This window comes from Prevotella bivia DSM 20514 (genome assembly GCF_000262545.1).
Classification (GTDB): Bacteria; Bacteroidota; Bacteroidia; order Bacteroidales; family Bacteroidaceae; genus Prevotella; species Prevotella bivia.
The window spans coordinates 415,423-440,066 of the sequence record NZ_JH660660.1 but is presented as its reverse complement, the minus strand read 5'-3'; the positions used below and the strand labels follow the sequence as shown (position 1 = coordinate 440,066).

General features: G+C 41.5%; 13 protein-coding genes and 1 pseudogene. 8 read left to right on the top strand and 6 right to left on the bottom strand.

Annotation, left to right across the window (positions count from 1 at the left end; translation table 11 throughout):
* Positions 1-350 precede the first annotated feature (350 nt).
* Positions 351-1,304: an IS256 family transposase, variant Zn-binding type gene (locus PREBIDRAFT_RS04210; protein ID WP_004338517.1), complete on the top strand. Its 954-nt coding sequence runs from the start codon at positions 351-353 to the stop codon at positions 1,302-1,304.
* Between the two features lie 283 nt (positions 1,305-1,587).
* Here PREBIDRAFT_RS04210 and PREBIDRAFT_RS04205 read toward each other — a convergent pair whose 3' ends face one another.
* Complete coding sequence (locus PREBIDRAFT_RS04205) at positions 1,588-3,117, bottom strand: hypothetical protein (protein ID WP_004338516.1); 1,530 nt, start codon at positions 3,115-3,117, stop codon at positions 1,588-1,590.
* Between the two features lie 62 nt (positions 3,118-3,179).
* Complete coding sequence (locus PREBIDRAFT_RS04200) at positions 3,180-6,098, bottom strand: TonB-dependent receptor (protein ID WP_004338515.1); 2,919 nt, start codon at positions 6,096-6,098, stop codon at positions 3,180-3,182.
* Positions 6,099-6,379: 281 nt separating this feature from the next.
* On the opposite strand from PREBIDRAFT_RS04200, the pseudogene PREBIDRAFT_RS04195 reads away from it, so the two are divergent.
* A pseudogene (locus PREBIDRAFT_RS04195) lies at positions 6,380-7,435 on the top strand (IS5 family transposase).
* Positions 7,436-7,736: 301 nt separating this feature from the next.
* Here PREBIDRAFT_RS04195 and PREBIDRAFT_RS04190 read toward each other — a convergent pair.
* The 4 genes from PREBIDRAFT_RS04190 to PREBIDRAFT_RS04175 all read right to left on the bottom strand — a co-directional run bounded on the left by PREBIDRAFT_RS04190 (position 7,737) and on the right by PREBIDRAFT_RS04175 (position 15,003).
* Complete coding sequence (locus PREBIDRAFT_RS04190) at positions 7,737-9,335, bottom strand: SusD/RagB family nutrient-binding outer membrane lipoprotein (protein ID WP_004338512.1); 1,599 nt, start codon at positions 9,333-9,335, stop codon at positions 7,737-7,739.
* A gap of 24 nt (positions 9,336-9,359) precedes the next feature.
* Positions 9,360-12,695, bottom strand: coding sequence for a SusC/RagA family TonB-linked outer membrane protein (locus PREBIDRAFT_RS04185; RefSeq protein ID WP_004338510.1), 3,336 nt, complete (start codon positions 12,693-12,695; stop codon positions 9,360-9,362).
* A gap of 314 nt (positions 12,696-13,009) precedes the next feature.
* Positions 13,010-14,161: a 1-acyl-sn-glycerol-3-phosphate acyltransferase gene (locus tag PREBIDRAFT_RS04180; protein ID WP_004338508.1), complete on the bottom strand. Its 1,152-nt coding sequence runs from the start codon at positions 14,159-14,161 to the stop codon at positions 13,010-13,012.
* Between the two features lie 53 nt (positions 14,162-14,214).
* A complete protein-coding gene (locus tag PREBIDRAFT_RS04175; protein ID WP_004338506.1) occupies positions 14,215-15,003 on the bottom strand; it encodes a DeoR/GlpR family DNA-binding transcription regulator in 789 nt (262 codons plus the stop codon).
* 477 nt (positions 15,004-15,480) lie between these two features.
* Here PREBIDRAFT_RS04175 and glpA point away from each other — a divergent pair, with 477 nt between their 5' ends.
* The 6 genes from glpA (at position 15,481) to PREBIDRAFT_RS04145 (ending at position 24,265) form a co-directional block, all read left to right on the top strand.
* On the top strand, positions 15,481-17,094 hold the full coding sequence (gene glpA / locus PREBIDRAFT_RS04170) for an anaerobic glycerol-3-phosphate dehydrogenase subunit A (RefSeq protein WP_004338502.1): 1,614 nt from the start codon (positions 15,481-15,483) through the stop codon (positions 17,092-17,094).
* Between the two features lie 3 nt (positions 17,095-17,097).
* A complete protein-coding gene (gene glpB / locus PREBIDRAFT_RS04165) occupies positions 17,098-18,339 on the top strand; it encodes an anaerobic glycerol-3-phosphate dehydrogenase subunit GlpB (protein WP_004338500.1) in 1,242 nt (413 codons plus the stop codon).
* A 13-nt stretch (positions 18,340-18,352) separates the two neighbouring features.
* The gene (gene glpC, locus PREBIDRAFT_RS04160) at positions 18,353-19,603 is read left to right on the top strand and encodes an anaerobic glycerol-3-phosphate dehydrogenase subunit GlpC (protein WP_004338498.1); all 1,251 of its coding nucleotides are present in this window, start codon (positions 18,353-18,355) and stop codon (positions 19,601-19,603) included.
* Positions 19,604-19,868: 265 nt separating this feature from the next.
* A complete protein-coding gene (pgtP, locus tag PREBIDRAFT_RS04155) occupies positions 19,869-21,257 on the top strand; it encodes a phosphoglycerate transporter protein PgtP (protein WP_004338496.1) in 1,389 nt (462 codons plus the stop codon).
* A 37-nt stretch (positions 21,258-21,294) separates the two neighbouring features.
* Positions 21,295-22,884 carry a glycerophosphodiester phosphodiesterase family protein gene (locus PREBIDRAFT_RS04150; RefSeq protein WP_004338494.1) on the top strand — a complete coding sequence of 530 codons (1,590 nt, stop codon included), beginning with the start codon at positions 21,295-21,297 and terminating at the stop codon, positions 22,882-22,884.
* 37 nt (positions 22,885-22,921) lie between these two features.
* Positions 22,922-24,265 (top strand): porin family protein, encoded by a 1,344-nt coding sequence (locus tag PREBIDRAFT_RS04145; protein WP_004338492.1) that lies wholly within the window; start codon positions 22,922-22,924, stop codon positions 24,263-24,265.
* The last annotated feature ends 379 nt before the right edge of the window (positions 24,266-24,644 follow it).

The window sequence follows — 24,644 nt, the reverse complement described above, 5'->3', positions numbered from 1 at the left end:
GATATGTCTTGGCGTAAAGATAGTTCTCTACTGCTATGGCAAAATTAATTGTTTTGTTCTTAACCTACAAGTTAGTTCTTATATATTTTCAGTTTATACTAGAAAACTATCAACTTGAGACTTCTGCAAAACCTTCATTTATAGAAAAAAAATTGACCTATAGCTCATTTTGCAGGATGGAATCCTCCTTAACTACCGATATCCACTGGTGTTCTCAGCAATTCAAACGTTTCAGAGATATTTCGACCTTTGAAATCGTTCAATAGCTCATTTTGCAGGATGCAATATAGCTTAATGTTCGATAAACACTAACTTCGCTGGTATTTGAAAAGCCAAAAAGCGAAGTTATAATGAACAAGAAAAAATGCCCAATATGTAAGAGTAAACACACCGTGAAAAACGGAGTGCGTCATGGAAAACAACTGTATTTGTGTAAAGATTGTCATACTCAGTTTCGGTCTGGTAGTAATGTATCTGAGGACGAATTATGGCGAGTATATCAACAAGAAAAACAAACTATATCCGAGTTATCGTTACGATTTGGTATTAGCATCGCAACTGTCAAGCGTAGACTACATAACATCAAGCGAGAATGGGTGCAACCCCCACTTTCAGGAGGAGGTTTTGTTCATTTGGACGTTACCTATTGGGGACGTGGTTTTGGTGTTATGCTAGGTCCTGATTCTGCTACAGGTTGCCCTTTGTATATGTCCTTTGTGAAGAACGAAACCGTAAAAGACTATGAAGATGCAGTGAGCAGCATCGTGAGCCGTGGCTATACCATTGAGGGAATTATTATAGATGGGAAGCAGAGTTTGTTTAAAACCTTCTCAAGCTATCACATACAAATGTGCCAATTTCATATGAAGCAGATTGTCAAACGCTATCTTACCCTGAATCCTAAGATGTTATCTAGTAGAGAACTGAAATATTTAGTGGGTAAACTTCATAGAAGTAATGAGTCTGATTTTGTGCAAAGTTACCAGGACTGGAAAGTGAAATGGAAGAATACTATAAGCCACAAGAGCCTGCATAAGGACGGAAAGATGCACTACACACATCAGCGTTTAAGGTCGGCGATGAACAGTCTAGAGTTTTACCTTCCTTACCTCTTTACATATCAGCGAGAAGAGTGCAAGGGTATGCCGAATACAAACAACAAGATTGAAGGCACATTCACTGACTTAAAGAAGAACTTAAACAACCACAGTGGACTAACAATGGAGAACCGCAAGCGGTTCATTTCTGGGTTTTTCTTGGCATTAGCAGAATCTCTAAGTATGAAAAAGCAGGAGCTGCGTTGATAGCAACTCCTGCCCATACTTGTCAATCTGCGCAGTTCTATTCCTCTTATGAAGTTGCTCCCCAGCAGAGCTTCACTACGCTTCAAATTGCAAACCAAAGGTACAATATGTAATCTGCTTCAACGAAAAAACATCGAAAAAAACATCCTGCAATTTGAGCTATAAGTCTAAATATATACAAAAAAGCATGGCGCAAATCACTGCGCCATGCCCAATAAAAGAAAACCTTATAGTCAAAATAGAAATTAGCTATTCTAATTCTTATTCCGGTACTAATCTTTTTCTAGTACTTGGTGTTCTGAGGGTCGAAGTTGGTCCAACCGCTCATCCAGTTGTTGCTGCCATCGAAGGCTCCGATGTAGGTTACTGTGTCGAAACCTGTCCAGCCAGCGAAACTTGCGGCTCCAAGCAACGGACTGCCGGCGATAGGAGTATAACCATCTGTGCCAACCAATGAAGCCCAACTGTCAAAATACTTGTTACTTGGCTCTGAGAAGAAGAAGGTGTTGCTGTATGACTTCTGATTCTTGTCGATGTCTTTCTTCTGGGCTGCATCATAGAGATAGTCGTCATAAATCTTGTTGGCATCAGTACCAATGGCATCCATGCCTGCAAAATATACATTCTGTAACTTGAACTTCTTGTCCTTGGCATCCTTCACAGTATTTCCCTTCTCACCATCGATGATCAATCCGATAGGCCAGCCTAAGACCACCGAGTTGATGCAGTTGAGGTTAGATGAACGGCGAATCTGCATCGCAGCTTGGAACTTGCCGAGGGCTGAACCGTTGTTTGGATTGTATGCTCCGGCATTGATATAATCTGTGGTGTTCTGGAACTTAGAATCCAATACCTTAGGACCTACGAAGGTGATGTTAGAGAAGGTAGCCTTGGTACGAGGGGCCACGGTAGCACCATCAGCGCAGTTATCGCTCTCGAAGCCGTTACTCTGAGAGGTATCGGCTATCTTGCTGTCACGCAGTGAAAGACCATACTGTACCTTGCCAGAGAAACCGTTATCGGTATCGAAATCATCATCCCAACCCTTGTAGGCTACGAGATACTTGCAATTCACAGTACCACCAAACCACTCGAAGGAATCATCATTGGAATAAGATACCTGTACGTGGTCTATCTGTGTGCCAGAACCTACTGAACCGAAGGTCAAACCGTTGATTTCCTTATCCTTCTGGAATGGATAACCGGCAAACTCGATGCGTACATAGCTCAAGGCTCCTGAGTTATCAGCATCATCTGCGCCACCATGTTTGGTACGAGGACCACCCTCTATCTGCTGCTCAGTCTGGTTGTTCTTAGCCTTACCGCAGAGGATGATGCCACCCCAGTCGCCAGGCTTTCTGCTGCCGACAGCCTCTTCAGATGTAAAGACGATAGGCTCTGTGGCTGTACCCTTGGCGATGAGCTTGCCGCCACGCTCTGCGATGAGTGCCGCCTTGGTCTGCTTGTCGCCCTTGATGATAGTTCCAGGTTCGATGGTAAGCTCAGCACCATTTGCAATATATACCCATCCCTTGAGGAGATAAGTGCCTTTCTTTAAGGTCTGCTTGCCTGTGAAAACGAACTCCTGGTCGCCGTTGCCAATCTGTGTACCGCTGGCGTTTTCCTTATCATCTGTTCCGAAGAGAATGTGGTCGCAAGCCTTCAAACCGCCATCGGTTGTCCACTTGTAAACTACTTCTAATCCAGGGTTTGGAGAAGGAGTTGGATCGTCATTGTCACTGCTGCAACTGCTCAACATGGCAGATGCTGCGAGGATGCCTATGCATCCTAAAAAATACATCTTGTTCATCATTGTTTCCTGTTTTATTAAATAAACATCTAATATTATCTTTCTTAAAATTCTACGGATAGTCTCTAAAATTTATAGATTGCCTGCAAACCGATGTTTCTGCCCGGCTTGTAGCATCTTGAAATCTCTTCCACCTGCTTCTTGCTTCCGTCGCTATACGTTACATCAGCAAACTGCTTGTAATATATCTTTTCTGCAAGAAGATCTCTTACATTGAGCTTCAACTCCAGATGGTCTCCGAATTTCTTTGCCAGCGAGAAGTCGATGGTGTTGCGAGGCATCTCGTAGCTGTGGGGCACTCGAGAATTGGAGTCATCGCCTGTGTTTCCTTCGCTTCTGCCCACACCGATGATTCGCTTGCCTATGCGGTTGTAGAGCAGGGCGATATCCATCTTCAATGGCTCGTTCTTATAGAAGATGCCAGTGTTGATAAGGTATGGCGACTGCCCCTGCATCGGTCTGTTTTCTTCTTTCGAACCCTTTTCAAACTGCACCTTGCTCTTGATGAAGGCACCATTAAACGACCAGCTGAAGTCCTTCAATCCTATGAAACCGAGATTCTTTCTGATATCCAGCTCCACACCGTAATTGTTGGCACTCTTCGCATTCTTGTAAGAATAAATCAGGTCTGTGCCACCTGCCACCGTGTAGGTCCACTCGATAGGAGAATCGAAGTGCTTGTAGAAGACTGCCAGCGAAATGAGCTCTCCACGGGATGGATACCACTCATATCGCAGGTCGAGGTTATCGACATAACAGTTCTTTAACTCAGTGTTTCCCTGCACATTACTGGCAAGGTCGAAATCGTAATACACCGACGACGATACTTCACGGAATTCTGGGCGGTTAATACTGCGGCCATACGACAGTCGCACCTGATGCTGGTCGCTGATTTTATATGTTGTGTTGAGAGATGGAAATACATCATCGGTCTTGTAATGACGGCTCGATTCACTCTTCTCGTAGTCTCGGGTATTGGAGATGAGCTCCATATCATTATGCTCGAAGCGGACACCGGCATGGATGCCGAGTTTGCCAAAGGGGAGAGACATCGCCAGGTATCCTGCGCCTAAGGTGTTGTGTCCGCGGTAGTTATTGCGCATCTGCTTTTCCTCCAGAAGATACAGCTTGTCGTAACCCATGTTCGCCTCGCTGGAGAGCAGAGTAGGGATATGGCTGTGGCGGAAGTCGGATGGTATGTTATTAGCTGAAACATTCCAGTTGTAGATGAAGTTGCGGGTCTGGTATTCTCGGCTGCGATATTCTCCATAGGCACCCACCTTCAGGTCTGGCTCAAAGTTGCCAAACTTGAAGTGGTGCTTGTTATTTACACCAAGAGAGAGAATGTGTTCGTCGAGTTGAGTCCACTCGCGGGATATGTCGTTGCCGGTGCTCAAGGCATAAACGCCCGATTCCAGAGCATCGTCGATGAGATATCTACGACGGTCAGGCAAATGGCGGTTGGCATACGCATACCCGATGCTCCAGTCAAGGGCATCGCTAGTGAAGGTGTGCTTGCCGGTAAGCTGACCGTTATATGTAGTTCTACTGCGGTAGTAATACTCTGCGCTTCGCTCCAGGTTCGACTGGGCGCTCACGCCATCACGCCAGGTATATCGGCTGGTAGCCAACTGGTTGAAGATGTTCTTGAGCTGATACTTGTGGTTGCCGTCCTTGGAAAGGAATGTGAAGTTGAGCATTGCTCCGAGTCTCACGTTATTATTATACTGGTCGTCAACAGAGTGACGAAGATAATTCGGCTTGTCGTTTGCTGCATCATAGATGCCATAGAGGTTGTTCTCCATGTTCTTGTAGGTGCGGTATTCGTTGGTATAGTTCAAGGCAGCGAGCATGCCGAGTGTTCTTCCGCCGAGCATCCAGCGCTGGTTCAGGCTGGCCGCCAGTTTCAAGTCGCCCAAAGGCTTCTTGTTCTTAATGAGCCAATCATTATTGAATCCGTTGCCCAGGAGCGATGTAGCATAATCGCCCACCGGTTTTCCGTTGGCATCGAGCTGCGGATTCAAGTCAGCATGGATGCCCCCATTCAGTTTTCTCAGGCCATTGTCGAACCCTAGGAAATCGGTTCCGGAACCTTTTGAGTAAGAAAAGTCCTTGAAGGCAGAAGATGTATTCCAGTTTCCGCCCACGGCGATGTTGAAACTGTTTTCTGCCGGAATCTCCTTGGTGTTGACGATGATGAAACCGCCTGAGTAATCAGCGGGATATTCAGCCGTTGGCGACTTCACGATGGTAAGGTTGTCAATCTGCGAACTTGGGATAATGTCGAAGGAGAAAGCCCTGGAATCAGCCTCTGAACTAGGCACTGCTCCTCCGTTCACCCACACATTGTTATAACGCTGCGACAAACCACGAACCATCACGAATTTATCGTCGATGAGGCTCACGCCTGGCACTCGGCGTATCACCTCACCCGCATTCGTATCCTGAGTTCTAGATATTTCCTGTGCCGAAACATTGCTCACGATGACGGGACTGTTTTTGGCCACCTGTATCATTGCCGCATCCGTATTACGCCTTTCCACTGCGGTAACGGTCACCTCCATCAGCTGCTGTTCATCCGGTTGCAAAGCGATGATTAGCAATGCTTTCTCCGAAGCATCATTCTTCGAGGAAGTATCCTTCGAAGAAACGAGAGCCTTTCCATCTATCCACTTTCCGCCCTTCAATTGAACCCCGTCAATTTTTTGAGTTTTGTATCCTACATATTTTATATAAAAGGTATAAGTACCATCTTTGAGATTTTGGAGCGAGAAGTTTCCGTCGATGTCAGTCACCGCCTTGATGCCATCCTTCTCTTGAGTAGCATTCTTGCTTCCATTTCCAGGCACGGCAGTGATGACCGCTCCGATGAGTGTCTCTTTCGACTTTTGGTCGATGACAACACCCTTGATGTCTTGTGCCCACATCGGTGCGATACCAGCAGCGAGCAATCCTAATCCAATAATTCCTCTTTTTGTGTTCATAACTGAATACCTTTTTATTTTCTCAATCAAAATACCTTTCTGATTTCGTTTGCAAAAGTACAATGGCTATATTACAGGTCGATTTCTTTCCGGTTAAAAGATGTTTGCGATGCTGAGACAATGGTGTTACGAGCCATGTTTCCTTCTTGATAAGGAAACTTTTTACGATTCTTTCCTTCTAAACCTCAAATCCGCAACTAAGCCTTTCAACGTCCGAGACCTCTGTAAAACTCTTAGTTTAGAAATTTGTTTATATCATTATTTTTTCGTACTTTTATAGTATGAAACAGCAACTCTCCTCTCTCAACTTTGCCGACCTATTAGTCGGTTAGCGTAGGGTCAAGCAGACCTTCTTTTCTCAGATAGATAAAATTATCGATTGGAATCCAATCCGTGGTATTATTGAAATCGCCTACACCAAAGGTAACAAGGCAACAGGTCGTCCGAGCTATGATAGTCTTGTGCTGTTCAAGATAGAACTTCTCCGTACTTAGTATGGTCTTAGTGATGGTGAGGTTGAGGAGCAGGTTAGCGATTGTTTGTCTTTCAGCCGCTTTGTAGGACTGGGTTTGGAAGATGTTGCTCCTGATAGCACGACGGTATGTCGTTTCCGTAACATACTTGTAGAGGCAGACCTTTATGATATGGTACTGAATGAGATTAACCGTCAGCTGGAGCAACATAGTGTTATTGTCAAACGTGGGGCTATCGTCGATGCCAGCATTACCGATAGTCCTCGTCGTCCACGTGGTCGCAAGGAGTATGAGATAGTTGAGGACAGGGATGAAGAAACGGGTAAGTTAAAATCCGAGAAAGCTATGCTCAAGGAGAAACTCAAGCCCAATGTGGACGGAGAGGCACGCTGGATCAAGAAAATGAGAAGGCTCCACTTTGGATACAAACGGCATTCAGTTACAGATGAAAATGGATTGGTTCTTGCAGAGGAGACTACTGCAGCTAATGAGAGCGACATCAAGCATTTGGAAACGCCCCTGAAAAAAGCAAATCTTCCGAAAAAGACTCTTGTATATGCTGATAAGGGTTATGACTCGGCAGAAAACAAGGAGGTACTTGCTCGAATGAAACTAAAAAGTCGCATTATGCACAAAGGAACAAGGGCGCATAAGATTACAGAAAGAGAGAAACGCATCAATATGGCTATCAGTAAAATTAGGTACAGGGTGGAACGCACTTTTGGTTCCATACACAGATGGTTTAGAGGAGGAACGGCAAGATATGTAGGACTTGCCAAAACACATGCACAGCATATTATGGAGGCTGTTGCTTACAACTTATATCGAACGCCAGGGATAATTGTGTCCAATACTCTCAAATAAAAGAAAATTGGACACAAATATAGATGATAATAATCGTTTTACTGCATCAATTATACCAATATAGACGTTGCAATATGCTTCTAAACACAACTAAATGGAAATTTTTGTCATATAAGCCAAATTTTTTCTATAAATGAAGGTTTTGCAGAGGTCTCAACTTTTTTGAATACGCTAAAGTGAAATTAGCCTATACCCAATTTTTTATAAATCTATTAATAAAGAAAAGAGGCGAAGCAATACTTATAGGAAATATGTTTCACCTCTTTTTTCTCTTATATGTTACCTATTTTCTTTTCGTTATTTATTTTGCCCAAAACAACTTAGTCTCACTCTTGTCGCCTTGTGTTGCCACAACAGCGTCATAGTTTTGTTTGTTGCTTGCTTTTGTTGAATTAGGGTATTTAATACGATTAGGCAAATCCTTGATATCCTTTGCATCGGTATCTGTAGGATAAGTAAGCATTGGGTAACCTGTACGACGGATGCTTGTCCATGCTTGAGTAGCTTGGAAAATACCAAAATGAACCCACTTCATTGTCAAAATAGCATCGAGTTTATCCGTATAGCTAGCCCATAGACGGGTGGCATAAGCCTTCACTGCATCATCGCCAGGATATGTATAATGCTTGCCCTTGGCAGATGCATACATATTGTTCTCACGATAATAGAACTTAGATGAATTAACCATACCGTTGACAAATGCTTGCTCCGCATTACCTTGAGCCCAGCCCCTCTGGATTGCTTCTGCTTGTAAGAAATCTACTTCTGCAGCAGTTACGATAGGACTTACCATAAGTTGGTTATCGGTGTAAGTAGCAGAATCAAGAGCTGCATAATATCTATCTTTCCACTCTTTTTCACCAAATCCATTAAACTTGCTACCATTAGCTTCTTGGAATGCATTTTTTTCAGAACGATTGGTTCCAATATACTTGCCATCCTTATTAGCAGAATACATAACCTTTAAGCGAGGATCTTGATCGGCTTCACCAAGCTTTGTCATAGCATCTATCATAGGCTGAGAAGCTACATTATTAATATCTTTGAAGCCATTGCGGAAATCCTCCCAGAAGTTGAAGCCATCCTTATCTGATATTACCTCTATTCCCTTAGCATCATCGGTAACTAAAGTACGACCCATACACTCCTTAACAGCAGCTTGACCAAAGGCAGTCAAACTACCCTTTAACGATACTTGCACTGCCATACGCAATCGCAAAGAGTTAGCATAAGCTAACCACTTATCGATATTACCCTTATTGATAAAATCTTGCGCTATCAAAGTAGCTTTCACCATAGCAGTCCCACTAGCCTTGTAATGTTCAAGATCCTTGTAAATAGTACCAAGGTTCTCGATCATCATTTTATATAGATCTTCATCGTTATCGAAAGGTGCACGCGAACCTGCAAGGTCGCCAGTTATACCAATCATACCAGCCTTTGTAAAAGGAACATCACCAAACAAGTCGCACATCTGAGCCAAATGATCGTAAACAAAGATCTCTGTCAAGTCCTTGTAAATACGATTATTTTCCTTATTGGCATCAGAAAGCGCATTATACTTATTCTCCAATTGCCGATACTGAGCCAAAATTTTATAAAAGTTAGCCCATCTATCATTAACATAACCATCGTTATAGTAATAATCCGACCCCGTATTATTTTTATAACCAATGGTTTGTGCGTACTTACCAAAGATATTATCCCATGTATACATACGCCAATACTTATTAAAAGTATAGTCGTTACCATTCCAGAACGCACCCGTCATAAGGTGGTCGCAAGTGGCTTGTGTTGTCTTTGCAGGGTTTTCGTAAAAACCTTCAAACTTATCATCAGAGCATGAGCTTACAGTTGCAGTAGCTAAGACCCCAAGTAATAAAGTATTTAATATTTTCATATTCTTCTTGATAATATATTAAACTTAGAAACTTGCACGTAAAGAGAGACCGAATGAACGTGTGGTAGCAGTAGAACCACCGATCCAACTCTGCTCAATCCAGCTTGTAGCATCAGTTGCTTCAGCATCAAAGATAGGCAAGTTCTTGTAGATATAGAATGGGTTACGTGCATAAGCAGAAACCTGAAGCTTAGTACAATGGAACTTCTCTATAATAGATTTAGGGAAGTTGTAACCAACAACAATCTCACGTACCTTAACGTAGCTATTCTTAAAGATAGAATGTTCGTAGTAAGTAGGAGCACCTGTACCCCAGTTATAAGTCCAATAGTACATACGCTGCGCAGAAATCATCTTAGTATTAGGCTTACCATCTTCTGTAACACCTTCAAGGATCACACCGTCATGATAAAGCACTTTACCTGTAGGAGCTTCTGTTGCAGGAATAACTGTTGTACCATCATTGCCACCAAGGTAGTAACTCTGACCACCGTTCTCAGCATCACGATAAGGCATAGTTTCCTTTAGGCCACCAGCACCCATCATATATTGGTAAGGTTGGTTTAAAACAGAACCACCGCTACGGAAGTCAAGCGTACAGTCAAGGAAGAGGTTTTTCCATGTAACAGTCATACCCAAACCACCAGTGTACTTAGGCATAGCATTGCCCACCTTAACAGGCTCTTTGGTCAAAGCATAGAAGCCATCACTATCAATTATATGATTACCATTCTCATCAAAACGAGGAGCGTATGCATAGAAATCACCTAGCTTACCACCTACTTCAGAATACAAGTAAGCAGCACCATTATCCCAACGCTTATGCTCTAAACGATTAACACCTTCTGCTAGCTTCTTCACATTATTACTATTGAAAGCGATGTTACCACGAAGATCTATCTGCCAATCCTTAGTTTTCAAAGGAGTGCCATATACAGCTAGTTCCACACCCTTGCTGTTGAACTCCCCAATGTTCATTGCCATAGTGTTAGCACCTGAAGCCCAATCAACAGTTGTACTTAGGATCTGATCCTTAATATCTTTTGTATAGAAAGAGAAGTCAAACCCCAAACGATTTTTCAGGAACTTACCTTCTAAACCGAATTCCCATTCGTATGTTGTCTCTGGTTTCAAGTTGTTGTTACCAACATTCATAGGTTGTTCATTGTAAACATAACCTGAAGCAGAGTTCTGATTGAATGCTGTTGTTGCATAATAAACATCTGGGGCCAAACCTACAATACCGTAAGATACACGTGCCTTAGCATAATCGAGCCATGATGGACGCTTATCCTTCAATAATTCAGAGATAATTACACTAGCATTGACTGAAGGATACCAGAAAGAGTTATTACCTGTGAATAAAGAAGAGCTCTTTTCATTACGAAGAGTTGCCTCTAAGTAAGCCCAATTGTCCCAGCTTAGGGTAATATCACCAAACCAAGCTGTTTTCAATAAGTGCGACTCACCTGTAGAGGTTTTAGGAGTACTTTTTGAAGCTGCAAGATTAAACCAGTTCTCTACTGTCAAACCATCTACGGTCCATGAGTTTTGTCCGAAATAAGTTTCACGACGACCTGACCAACCTACGTATGCACTCAAGTTGAACTTGTCTGTGATCATCTTATCATACAATGCCATTACATCTCCATAAAGGATGGTATAGCGACTAGTATTCAAACTATAACTACCGGAGAGTTTACCAAAACCGTTAGAAGTTTCAGTGCTGTTCTTATTCTGAACACGATTATCGCTAATATCTGTAGAGAGGTTAGCCTTCAAGGTCAAACCTGGTATAATTTCCCATGTAGGTGAAACCTTAGCAATAAGTCGGTTATTACGCTCAATCTGTGTCTTTCCAAAGATATTCCAAAAATATTCATCAACCAATGCCCCTGAAGGGATACCATACTCGAAACCCTCTGCTGGGTTCTCATGGTCATTAGCACTCCATACACGGTTTCTATAACCTGCTGATGTTACCGAGTGCTCGCGTATCCAATTAATATCATCGAAAGCACCAAACATACCACCGAAGTTACACAATAAGCGAAACATTCTATAAGGACGGTTCTTTATATGCTCTGTCATATAGTTTACAGCATAATCTAAACGTACATTAGACAAAACATTGTAACTACCTGTAAGGTTGAAAGTGTGCTTATCAAGATTTGAGTTGTACTGATTAGGCTTACTATTATAATAGGTGTAAGAGAAACGCATATTGCCCTTATCGTTTGCATTGGTTAAAGCAATATTATATTGTTGATCAAAACCCGTGCGGAAAACATCGTTCCAAGGCTTAGCGTTTACAGGACTATATTTACGCATACCATTATACGACAAAACATCACTGCCGTCATACTCTGGTCCCCAATACTGAATTGTTCCATATAGAGAGCGCTGAGGCTTACCAGTACGGTCGTTTCTTGTATACCAACCATAAGGATCTAATTTCTTACTTGCACGGCTTTGTGTAGTCAAACCAGGCCCATACTTTGTCTGATATTCTGGCATATAAGCTACGAAATTGCCTGTCCAACTAGCATTGAAATCAACGCCTAATCCCTTAGCACCTTTACCAGTTTTAGTGGTAATCATCACAACACCATTTGCACCTTCTGAACCATATTGTGCAGTAGCAGCAGCACCCTTCAAAATAGACATTGACTCAATATCTTCTGGATTGATTTGTGCCAAACCATTAGAATTTACACGCTGGCTGCTCCAATAGTCTTGGTTATTTGCTTCACCATTACGGATTGGCACACCGTCTAACACAATCAAAGGCTGGTTAGACCCCGTAATTGATGACAAACCACGCACATTAATAGAGATAGCACCCGAACCACCAGGGGCAGTCTTTACATTCACACCTGCAGCCTTACCATAGAGGGCTGTACCAAGTGTAGGCGAAGCAGTCTTTGTAAGGTCACTTGCATTTACTGTACTAACGGCATAACCCACCTTACGCATATCTTTCTTGATACCCAAAGCAGTAACGACTACTTCGGTAAGGTTAGTTACATTTTCAGACATTTTTATGTTAAGCGTAGTCTTACCATTCACTGGAACAATTTGCTTATCGTATCCAATGTAATTGAAAACAAGCTTATCATTATTACTTGCCTTAATGGTATACATACCATCAATGTTTGTTATAGTAGCCTCTTTCTGTCCTTCGATCATAACAGTAGCACCAATAATAGGTTCACCGCTCTTAGCGTCAACCACGGTACCCTTTACTACAAGGTCTTGAGCTAATACAACTGTAGCAAAAAACGTCATGGCAAATACCATTACCATTCTCAATGGTAGAAATGGATTTGTGCGTCTAGCATACTTTTTTGTACTTATCATTTCACTAGGTTTTAAATTTATAAAAGATGTTATTTTATAGATAATTCTTCGCTTCTGTCAAATCACGGAAGTTATAATCTCTAACTTCACAAAATAAAAAGGATAATATGCATCACGCATACCATTTACTAACTATACTAAATTATAATATTAATTAATTTATGGCAAAGGTAAATATATTTTCCATTTCACACAAAAAAGAGACTTATTTTCTATGTTTAGATTTATGTGGAATACGTAAAAAGGGCAACCCATTTCTTGCGGAAAAAGGCTGCCCTAAAATATTATTTGCTATTAAAAAAAATTAGCCGAAATTATATAGAGTTGAGGTAGTTCTTAGCAGGATTAGCATACATTTCAAGCATGCACTTTGTTAAGAAAGCCTCATCGCGATTAGGAAGCTCTATCTTGTTGAGCTGTTGCGCAAGATATTGTTCAAACTTTGCTTCCTCTTCAGGTGTATATTTGTCCTTGTGATCGTTCTTGCCTGTAAGCAAGTCGAGTGCTATATAATTATTTGGATATAGCTGATAATTACGATATATTTCCTTGTCAATGTGAAGTGCTACGGTGTCGAGCAATTCAGCATTGTTCATTTGTACTTTCTCAAGCGAGTCAAGGTAGTCATTGATGCAGCAAGCAGCATGGTAATAGATTTTTCCCTTATAGCCCATAATACCCGTTCGCATACTAATGACATCGTCCATAGCACCTTTCTTCCAATTTACATCATCGCGTTTGGCTTGGAACTCGGCTGCTTTGAGGTAGTCGCATGGATCGTATTCGTAAGAAATAGCCAAAGGAGCAATGCGCAAAGCCTTGAGCCTATCAATCACGCTACCCTCTCCGCCAAGTGTCAACATCTTGAGGACGGAACGTTGAGTCTGATCGTTCGAGTCCTTTGAGCGTCCTTCACGCTGTGCTATCCAAAGATTTTCGTGTTTCTCTTTGATAGCAAAGTGCATATATTCTGAAAGTGTATGGCTAAATTCCAAGCGTTCGCGTGCCATCAATCCACGCTTCACAATAAAACTCTTGTTTACGCGAACAATATCTTGCACCCATGGAATGCTGAGAAGGTTATCGCCAATGGCTATTTCGCAGGTTGTTGTAAACTTCTTCTCTATTAATAACATGTCAAGCAATGCCGAGTCGAGGACAATGTCGCGGTGGTTACTCATAAAGGTATAACATTCCTGATTTGATATTTCTGAAATATCCATATCGCATCCAGTACTCTGTTTTGCAAGAATATCTTTTAAGAATTTGTAGCAAAAGGCTAGCTGAAAGTCGATGTTTGTCTTACAAGCATACATCTGTTGGGCTATTGTTTCCAATGGCACCGCTGGATACAAGAATTTAAGTACAGCTTGAAATTGTGGATTAGCGAGCAGTCTGTCGTACACTGCAGGTAATTCCTCTGGCTCAAAAGGCCTAATATCATTAAATTGATTGGGTATCTTCATGCTGTTTTAATATATTTTGGTTATTGAAAAATCGTATAAGAAGAAAGAAACTTTTATTTGTTATTGAGTTGGGTGTTGATGTTAGCAATGATAAGTTTGATGCCCAACTCCTCAACGCGTAGCGCATCAGCCTCCTTAATATGTTCATCGGTAATGATGATGTCAATGTCCTCTAGGTTGGCTATCTTAGCAAAACCACGTTTACCAAATTTAGAAGAGTCGGCTAAAACTATTGTTTTCTGTGCTGACTCCATCATAGCTTTGTTAAGCCTAGCCTCACGCATATCGGTAGTCGTAATGCCAAATTCGAAGTCGATACCATCCACTCCAAGGAATAATTTGCTAACAGAAAACTCGCTGAGCATCATCTTACTATAGTCGCCTACTACCGATTGCGAGCTATGACGTAAGGTTCCACCTAATTGTATAATGTCCATTTCTTCGTTTTGTGATAGAATTTGGGCTACAGCCGTTGAGGCTGTCATCACTGTAAGACGATGTTTAGGTCGGATACAACGTGCAAAGTTGTGAAGCGTTGTTCCCGATGCTATTAGGATAGAGTCGTCAACGGTTATCAATTGCGCTGCTTCATAGCCAATACTCATTTTTTCTTCTTGGCACAATCGTTCTTTCTCGTTTACTGAACGATTGCTTGTAAATGGGTCAATAAGGATAGCTCTGCCATGACTTCTGTACAGTTTGCCCTGCATTTCAAGTTCTGTTAAGTCTTTACGAATAGTTACAGAGGTAACGTTGAGTATAGAAGCCAAATCGGTTACGAGAATAGAATCTTTCTTCATTAACTGATCTAGGATGATAGTATGTCTTTCTTCTCTTGTCATTTTTGAAAGTTATTTTTATAATCCTTACTGATCGAATTTATGCCTATCAGCGTGTCAAAGTTACGAAAAAAGCTATGATTTGATAAAAAGTTGCTTACTTTTTTAGATAACATGGCTTTTCAGTAGCTTTTTTATAGGATATTAACGGCTATAGAAAAGCTTTCATTTCGTAAAAGAGGAGGTGGGGTGTTAGGGCTGAACAGATCGTTAAGTTGCTAGTTATGTGTACTTTCTTTCTGTGAAGAAATAAATTATTGATTTGTTATTGTTTGCGGAAACACAAGATTTTGCTATAGAATAAAAGTTTATTTATATTAAAAAAGAGTTAAAAAAAAGCGTATAATTTGGATATAAAATTAGCTAATTGTATTTTTGTTTCGCAAAGAAAGAATAGCAATTTCATATCGAAATAAAAAATAATATTTAGTAGCCATTCAGCGTGAACAATAATCTATTAAAACAACCGACATAATAATAATGAAGGATTTTAGGACAAAACATTATGATGTAATCATCATTGGTGGTGGTATCACAGGTGCAGGAACAGCTCGCGACTGTGCTATGCGTGGTATGAAAGTACTACTAGTGGAGAAAGACGACCTTACTAATGGTGCAACGGGTCGTAATCATGGTTTGCTCCATAGTGGTGCGCGTTATGCTGTAACCGATCAAAATTCGGCTACAGAGTGTATTAAAGAGAATATGATCCTTCGAAAGATAGCACGCCATTGTGTGGAAGAGACCGATGGACTCTTTATTACCTTACCAGAGGACGACCTTGCTTATCAAGCTACTTTTGTGGCGGCTTGCCAGAAGGCTGGTATTCGTGCTGATATTATAGATCCCTCGGAGGCTCGCGATTTGGAACCTTCTGTCAACCCAACGTTGATAGGGGCTGTGCGTATCCCTGATGCTTCGGTAGATCCTTTCCGCTTGACTGTAGCCAACGTGTTGGATGCTCGCCGTTATGGAGCTGATATTTTAACCTATCATGAAGTAACCGATTTGCTTGTAGAGCAAACAAAGGTGGTGGGTGTGGCACTCCGCAATCATCTAACAGGTGAAACCTACGATGTGCATGCCTCACTAGTGATCAATGCGGCAGGTATTTGGGGACACTTAGTGGCTAAGCGTGCGGGTATAACGGTGAATATGTTCCCTGCTAAAGGAACCTTATTGATTTTTGGACATCGTGTTAATAATATGGTGATCAATCGTTGTCGTAAGCCTGCCAATGCTGATATTTTGGTACCAGACGATGCTGTTTGTGTCATCGGAACCACGAGCGATCGTGTGCCTTTTGATACGATTGACGACTTGAAAATTACAAAAGAGGAAGTCGACTTGTTGATTAGAGAGGGTGAAAAGCTAGCTCCTAGCTTGGCAACTACTCGTGTTTTGCGTGCATACGCTGGTGTTCGCCCCTTGGTAGCAGCCGATAATGATCCTTCAGGGCGTAATATTAGTCGTGGTATCGTTTGTTTAGATCATGCTACACGCGATGGTATGGATGGTTTGATTACAATTACTGGTGGTAAGATGATGACTTATCGCTTGATGGCAGAAGAAGCTACCGACCTTGCGTGTAAGAAACTTGGTATTAATAAACCTTGCGAAACAGCAATAAAGCCATTACCTGGATCGGAAGAAACCATAGAAGACTCACATGGAAAGCTATACAGCACTTCGGTAAATGCTGCTGAAGGGCGGCATGGTAAGTTTGCTAAAGACTTGAAACATGAAACCATAGAAGACTCGGCTCTTATCTGTGAGTGTGAGGAAGTGAGTGTGGCAGAGGTTAAATTTGCTATTGAAAAATTACATATACATAACTTATTAAACCTCCGTCGTCGTACACGTGTGGGCATGGGAACTTGTCAAGGAGAGCTATGTACTTGTCGTGCTGCTAACTATATATGTGGTGAGAACGTGAAGAAGTCGGAAAAGGACTTAGTAGAGTTTGTTGACGAGCGTTGGAAAGGTATGCGTCCTGTCGCTTGGGGGCAATCGCTTAGTGAAGCGCAGTTGTCGGCTCATATCTATCAAGACTTATGTGGATTGGATAAAATTAAAGCTTCTTTGGAGGAATAGATAATGAAATTTGATACAATTGTTATAGGAGGTGGATTGAGTGGCTTAACAGCAGCCAACGTGTTGGCTGCAAAGGGGCAACGAGTGGCTATAGTTACCAATGGGCAAAGCACCTTACACTTTGGTTCAGGATCATTCGACTTGCTGGGTTATGATACTGATGGCAAAGTGGTAGAAAATCCTTTAGAGGGTATTAAGTCGATTAACGCAGAGCATCCATACGCTAAACTAGGCACAGAAAATGTGGAAACACTAGCTAAAGAAGCACAAACGTTACTAGAAACATGTGGCATTCATACCATAGGAAATGCGCAGCGAAACCATTATCGCATCACACCAATGGGTACATTGAAGCCTGCTTGGCTCAGCATCGATGGTATGGCAACACTCAATATCAGAGAGAAGGTGGTATGGAAGAAGGTAGCTTTAGTTAATATCGCTGGCTTTTTAGATCTCCCCACCAACTTTATGTTAGCAGGACTAGCAGAAGCAGGACTACAGTGTGAGCTTAAAACCATTCGTATGGAGGTTTTCGATCATGCACGTCGCAACCCAACAGAAATGCGAGCTACCAATGTTGCAAAGGTTATCCACGATCAAAAACTTGTGGAAAGTGTAGCAGCCGAACTCAATAAGTTTACGGGGTACGATGCAATTCTTTTCCCTGCTGTAGCAGGTTTGCGCAATGCTGCTGAAGACGAGTTGCTTCGTAAGTTGGTAAACACCCCATTATATTATGTTACCCCTATGCCCCCATCAGTGATGGGAGTACGTGTGGCAATGTTATTGATGGACAATTTTAAGTCGAATGGTGGCATTGAGCTAGTAAGTAATAAAATTAATGGTGGCGTTATCGAAAATAATGCAGTGCAATACCTTACTTCCGATCATCTTCCAGATGAGAAATTGAAGGCAAACAACTATATTCTTGCTACAGGATCGTTTATGAGTCAAGGCTTGAAGAGCGATTATGAACATGTTTTTGAACCCATTCTCAACCTTGATGTACATGCTTCTACCAATCGTGATGAATGGATAGAAGAGGCTGTTTTTGAAGCACAGCCATATATGCACTATGGTGTTGCTACCGATAAGGCGTTCCACCCTTTGAAGAATGGCAAAGTCGTTACGAATATGTATGCTGTAGGTTCGGTGCTTGAAGGTCATAACCACATCAAGCAAGCCGATGGTACTGGTGTTTCTTTATTAACTGCTTTGCAGGTAGCAAAGGAAATCTTGAAGTAATAAGCTTAGAACAATGGAAGGTATTCAATTAAAAAATATAAGTGAAAACAACTTAGAGCAGTGTTTGAAATGCTCTATTTGTACAGCATATTGCCCCGTTTCGGCAGTCGAACCAAAGTATCCTGGACCAAAGCATTCAGGTCCTGATGTAGAGCGTTATCGCTTAAAACATGAGAAATACTTTGAAGAAACACTCAAGTTGTGTTTAAATTGTAAGCGCTGTGAGGTGGCTTGTCCACATGGTGTTCGTATTGCAGACATCATTCAAAGTGCACGTATTAAGTATAGCACCAAAGCTCCAAAGCTACGCGATGTGATGTTGGCAAACACCGATTTCGTGGGTACTATGTCGAATATGGTTGCCCCTATTGTCAACTTTTCTTTAGGTTTGAAGCCCACAAAGGCTATTCTTCACACCGTATTAGGGGTTGATAAGCATCGCCAATTCCCTGCTTACACCACGCAAAAGTTTGAAACTTGGTATAAAAAGCATGCTGCTGCCGAGCAAGATCGTTATAAGAAGCATGTGAGCTATTTCCATGGTTGCTACGTTAATTATAACTTCCCACAGCTAGGAAAGGATCTTGTCAAGATTATGAATGCTTGTGGATATGGTGTTCATTTGCTAGAAAAAGAGAAGTGCTGTGGTGTGGCTTTGATCGCCAACGGACAGTCGAAGCAAGCACGTAAGCAAGGAGAATTGAATATGAAGAGCATCCGCAAGTCATATAAAGACAATAACCGCATAGTGCTAACGACAAGTTCTACATGTACTTTCACTATGCGCGATGAGTATAAACATTTGCTTAACATTGATAACGATGATGTTCGTGAGGGCATTACTCTAGCTACTCGCTTCCTTTACAAGATGATAGAGGACGGAAAAATTAAGTTGGCTTTCCGTGATGACTTCAAGATGCAGGCAGCATATCACTCTGCTTGCCACATGGAACGTATGGGATGGGTAGTGTATAGTACTGAGCTTTTGCGTATGATACCGGGCTTAGACCTTATAATGCTTAACTCACAATGTTGTGGTATCGCAGGAACATACGGTTTTAAGAAGGAGAACTACGACAATTCGCAGGCTATAGGACACGACCTTTTCGAGCAGATTAAAGACCTAAACCCTGACTATGTAACTACCGATTGTGAAACTTGCAAATGGCAAATAGAAATGTCTACAGGCTATAAGGTGCTTAACCCTATCTCTATTCTTGCCGATGCACTTGATGTAGAAAGAACTATCGAATTAAATAAATAGGTATTTACTTTGTTTGCCGTGCACTATCATTATTCTTTATAAAGTGCACGGCACTTGTGTGATATTTAATAAGTTGAAAATATTAATCTAAAATGTTAATAACTTTGTTTACCTTTGCACAAATTAATAACTAAGACATAAGATTTATTTTATAGCAGTCGGGTGTGCGTTATGAAGCATTTTAAAATATTTTGCAACGCTTTTAGCCACGTATTGCTGTACTCAGAAAGATTAAAAACAATAAATAATAACAATTCTATTAAGTATGTGGAAATTTTTAACTCCTCCTGCCTATAAGGAGGAACAAACAGGCACAGAGGCCGATGCACGTTATCGTTCGTTGCGGTGGCAAGTATTTATCGGTATATTCATAGGTTATGCTGGTTTTTACATTGTTCGTAAAAACTTCTCAATGGCTATCCCTATGTTGGCACCATTTGGGTTTGGAAAAGACGAGCTTGGTGTGGTTCTTTCTATGAATGCTATTGCTTATGGCTTCTCAAAGTTTATCATGGCTAGTATTTCCGATCGTAGTAATGCGCGCACTTTCTTACCATTAGGTTTGCTTTTAGCTGCTGTATCAATGTTGTTTATGATCGTACCTGTGCAGTGGCTAGGTGCTGAGCACAAGTCGTTAGCTATTGCGTTAATGGCTGGCTTAAACTTCCTTGTGGGTTGGTTTAATGGTATGGGCTGGCCTCCATGCGGTCGAGTGATGACCCACTGGTTCTCTATTAAGGAGCGTGGCACATGGATGTCGTTTTGGAACTGTGCTCACAATGTAGGTGGAGCATTGGTGGGTCCTATGGCTGTTTATGGTGCTATGTGGTTTGGATCTACCTTTTATGGCGCCGACACCACACGTTATTTCCTTATTGGCACTTACGCTTTCCCAGCAGCAGTAGCAGGTCTTATTGCTATTTTAGCTTATTGCTTAATCCGCGATACCCCACAATCTTGTGCGCTTCCATCTATCGAAAAGTGGACAGGTGAGGCTTCAAAGAGCTACAGTGCAAAGGCTGAAGAGGTGCTATCTACTAAGGAAATTTTCCGCACTGTGCTTACGAATAAATTCCTATGGTACATCGCTTTTGCCAATGCTTTCGTTTATATGGTACGCTATGGCTGCTTAGACTGGGCACCTACCATTCTTACCGAGAAAGGTATCGACCTTAAAAGTGCTGGTTGGGCATACTTTGCCTACGAAATGGCAGCTATCCCTGGTACCATCATCTGTGGATGGTTATCAGACAAGGTATTTAAAGGTCGCCGTGCGCTCCCTACCATTATCTTTATGGCTTTAGTAGCAGTAGCTATCGTAGTATATTGGCAATTCCTCGACAATCTGAATGTTGTTATCGGATGTTTGATAGCCATAGGCTTCTTTATCTATGGTCCTGTGATGCTAATTGGTGTGCAAGCACTTGATTTAGCACCAAAGAATGCAGCAGGAACAGCCGCTGGATTGACAGGTTTCATGGGATATGTTCTCGGAACAGCCTTACTAGCTAACATTATTATAGGCTATGTTGCCGACGAATGGGGTTGGGATATGACCTTCATTCTTCTAATTATTGCATGTATCTTATCTGTCGTATTCATGGCTTTAACTTACCGTGAAGAACAATATCTAGCAAAACAAGCAGACAAATAAAAATAACAATCCTTTATTTTCATACAATTTTATATTTATGACTAAGACAATGCTAAAGAAAGGTATGCTCTTAGGGCTTACAGCACTAACAGTACTTACCTCATGTTCTGATGAACAACAATTTACAAATCAAAAAGCAGATGCTAAGCGCATTGATGTTCAAGTGTTAAACAGCGAGTTGGCAAAAGTGCGTGATTACGTGCCTTTATATGCCGTTGTAGCACACCGTGGTTCTACATTCTGGACACCAGAAGAAACCGAGAGTGCATGGCGTTGGGCACGCGAAATGGGAGCTGACTACCTAGAGTCTGACCTTCAATGTACGAAAGATGGTGTTATTCTAGCCAATCACGATGAAAACTTGAAGCGTACTACCAACATTGAAGACGTGTATAGTGAGACTGTTCCTACCTCACGTATTGCCTTCTATGAGGAGTTGGGTTTTACCCATGAAGATGCTCTTGAGCAGTATAACCGCGATGTAGCATCATTCCGTCCATACTATGCTATGTCTTATTACTATCATGAACTATTAAAACTCGATGCTGGTTCATGGTTTAATGAAACAAGTCTTGAAGAGGCACGTTCTTCTTTCGCAAAGCAACATCAGTATATTTCTGCGCTTGAAGACCAGATAGCATACGCCAAAGGTATGCGCCTAAAGCGCGATAACAAGGGTGAGCGCATCCTGAAGCCTACGGTAAAGGCAGAGTATAAGGGTATGACTCTCAAGCAGATTTACGAAAAAATCAAGGCTAAAGGCGAGTACAATGCTAAGTATATGGACTTTGTAGAATACGATTTTGCGAATGCTTACGAGCAAGATCCACAAGATACCAAGAACCGTCCAGGTATTTACATCGAGTTTAAGGAAAGCTGGGAAAACCCTGCTAATATGGAAAAACGTGTTTACGACGTACTCGATCAGCAAGGTTGGAACATCATTACCAAGCCTGCTACCGAGACAGCTTTCTATAAAAATGGTAAGGTAAATGTAGGTAACACCAATGGTAAGGTAATTCTTCAAACCTTCTCTTTCGATGCTTTGAAGCGTGCTAACGATGTATTTAAGGGTAAGGTGCCTATGTGTTACTTACTTTGGACTAGTACGCCTGCTTATGCTACCGACCTTGCTTACACCACACCTACTGGTTATGCAGCTTTCATCAAGTGGGCACAAGACAACGGTGCACACATTATAGGTCCTTCTATCTCTGGCAAACCAAACGACTATCCTGAAATGAATGCGCCTTGGCAAGCATATATGATCCGTAAGAGTGGTATGATAAATCACCCATACTCTTTCGACTCTTATGCTCAGATGGCTAAATATTTAGGCACTTATAACTATGGCCTTGAAACCGAGTTCGACGACTTGTTGCGTGTAACTATCCCTGCTACAGCACATACTACATTCTCAAAAGAGTCTAACCAACCTATTTATATGGATGGCTTCTTTACAAACCGTTCTGAATTGTCATTGAAGTTTATGATTGAGAGTGGCTTGCGTTGCAACGCAAAATTGCCTAACCCATTCCATCCTGGTCAGACTTACGACAACTCTCAAGCACCTTCTACTGTACCTGATGCTGCCGCTACACTCGATCGTTTAGGCTATACTAAGTAATCCTTGTTATTAAAAACTTTAAGATAGAATTATCATTATGAAAAAAATATTTTTGACATCTATTGCAGCATTGTTAGCAATTACCGCTACAGCTCAAGATTTTGATACAAAGCCAAACCTCACTATTGATAAAGATGAACAAGACTTACATTTCACTGTAGGTGCTCGCTTTATGGCAGATGGTGCTGTTTACCACTCTGATTTCACACCATTACAGTCGGGCGGTACTATCTCTGATGCTCGCATCCGTACTTCTTTAAAATATCAAGATTGGTATTTCTATGCCGACTTTGGCTTCGGTGGTGGTAAGTTCAGCCAAAAAAACATCTTCTTGGAGTATAACAAAGAGGCTCAAAAGGGCGATACTCACTCTGTAAAGGTAGGTTATTACAACGATCCTGCTGGATCAATGGCTCGCAACACCTCTCTAGGAAGTTATCACTTCATCTCTCGTCCTGGTTCTGCCAATGCGCTTGGCGAAGGTCGTGAACTAGGTGTTAGCTACCGTTACAACAGCAAGAAGTTTATGGCTTATCAAGGTGTATTCACCGAAAATCAGTACAATAAGATCGATGCAGGTTTCAATGGCTTCACCGTTGCAGGTCGTTACCTCTATCGTCCTATCGCTGACGATAACCAAACATTGCACGTTGGTGTGAATGCTCGTTTTGCTCACATCGGTGGTGGCGAAGTTACCAAGGATGTTTTGAAGAAAACTTTGAAGCTAGGTCAGACCCTCGAAACCTACGTTGACGAAGACCAGCAGTTTGTATCAGCAGAGTTGCCATGGGCAAATAATGTTATCGACTTTGGTGCTGAAGCTCTTTACCACAACGAAAACTTGTTCGTTCGTGGCGAATACTTGTACAAACACGTTACAAAGAAACGCGATAGCCAATCTCTATTCATTGATGCACAAAACACTATTGATGGTTGGGGCGATTTAGCTCTATGGGAGAAAGCTAACAAACTTCGTTCTAACAACTTCCACGGAGGTTATGTAGAAGCAGGTTATAAAATCTTTGGTAGCCCTTATAAATATGATAGCAAGGAAGGACTTTTGAAAGGTCTTGACGGTAAATCGCTCGAAATCGTAGCTCGCTTCAACTATACTGGCTTAAACGACCTTACTGCTGGCGAATACTTCAACGCTGGTCGTGGTCAGTATTATGCTGCTGGTTATATGCAAGACTGGCCAGGTACGGGTGCAACAAGTGTTGGTGGTGGCAATATCTATTCTTACACCATTGGGGCCAACTATAGCTTTAACAAGTTTGCACAGGTAATGTTAGACTATACCTATCATCACCTCAACAAGGATATGTATCCATACGATAAGAACTTCCACTCTGTTCAAGCACGTGTTCAGTTTGCTTTCTAAGCACATAAAATAGGCTGTTTCTACTAGAAGATAGACTTATTTTCTTAGTAAAAATAGTTAACACAAAAACAAAACATCATCTTTTACGCTCGCAAAACATTATGTATTGCAGTGTAAAAGATGATGTTTTGCTATGTAAACGATAATGTTTTATGGAGTAAAACATCATCGTTTCAAACGTAAAAGGTGATGTCTTGTGAATATATTTTACATATATAAACCTGAGTTCGGTATAAGAAATCCGCTGCACTCTAAATCGTTGTATTTTGGGGACAAATTTAGTTTTTATGGTTCTTCACTCCACATTTCGGAAGAACCAAAATTATTTTTTATATGATTATTGTTTGATTAATAGCATTTTATAAAAATAATGATTATC

Excerpts from the sequence above, each read along its gene's own strand:
- PREBIDRAFT_RS04210 (WP_004338517.1), top strand. The coding sequence starts at position 351 with ATGAACAAGAAAAAATGCCCAATATGTAAGAGTAAACACACCGTGAAA.
- PREBIDRAFT_RS04205 (WP_004338516.1), bottom strand. The coding sequence starts at position 3,117 with ATGATGAACAAGATGTATTTTTTAGGATGCATAGGCATCCTCGCAGCA.
- PREBIDRAFT_RS04200 (WP_004338515.1), bottom strand. The coding sequence starts at position 6,098 with ATGAACACAAAAAGAGGAATTATTGGATTAGGATTGCTCGCTGCTGGT.
- PREBIDRAFT_RS04190 (WP_004338512.1), bottom strand. The coding sequence starts at position 9,335 with ATGAAAATATTAAATACTTTATTACTTGGGGTCTTAGCTACTGCAACT.
- PREBIDRAFT_RS04185 (WP_004338510.1), bottom strand. The coding sequence starts at position 12,695 with ATGATAAGTACAAAAAAGTATGCTAGACGCACAAATCCATTTCTACCA.
- PREBIDRAFT_RS04180 (WP_004338508.1), bottom strand. The coding sequence starts at position 14,161 with ATGAAGATACCCAATCAATTTAATGATATTAGGCCTTTTGAGCCAGAG.
- PREBIDRAFT_RS04175 (WP_004338506.1), bottom strand. The coding sequence starts at position 15,003 with ATGACAAGAGAAGAAAGACATACTATCATCCTAGATCAGTTAATGAAG.
- glpA (WP_004338502.1), top strand. The coding sequence starts at position 15,481 with ATGAAGGATTTTAGGACAAAACATTATGATGTAATCATCATTGGTGGT.
- glpB (WP_004338500.1), top strand. The coding sequence starts at position 17,098 with ATGAAATTTGATACAATTGTTATAGGAGGTGGATTGAGTGGCTTAACA.
- glpC (WP_004338498.1), top strand. The coding sequence starts at position 18,353 with ATGGAAGGTATTCAATTAAAAAATATAAGTGAAAACAACTTAGAGCAG.
- pgtP (WP_004338496.1), top strand. The coding sequence starts at position 19,869 with ATGTGGAAATTTTTAACTCCTCCTGCCTATAAGGAGGAACAAACAGGC.
- PREBIDRAFT_RS04150 (WP_004338494.1), top strand. The coding sequence starts at position 21,295 with ATGACTAAGACAATGCTAAAGAAAGGTATGCTCTTAGGGCTTACAGCA.
- PREBIDRAFT_RS04145 (WP_004338492.1), top strand. The coding sequence starts at position 22,922 with ATGAAAAAAATATTTTTGACATCTATTGCAGCATTGTTAGCAATTACC.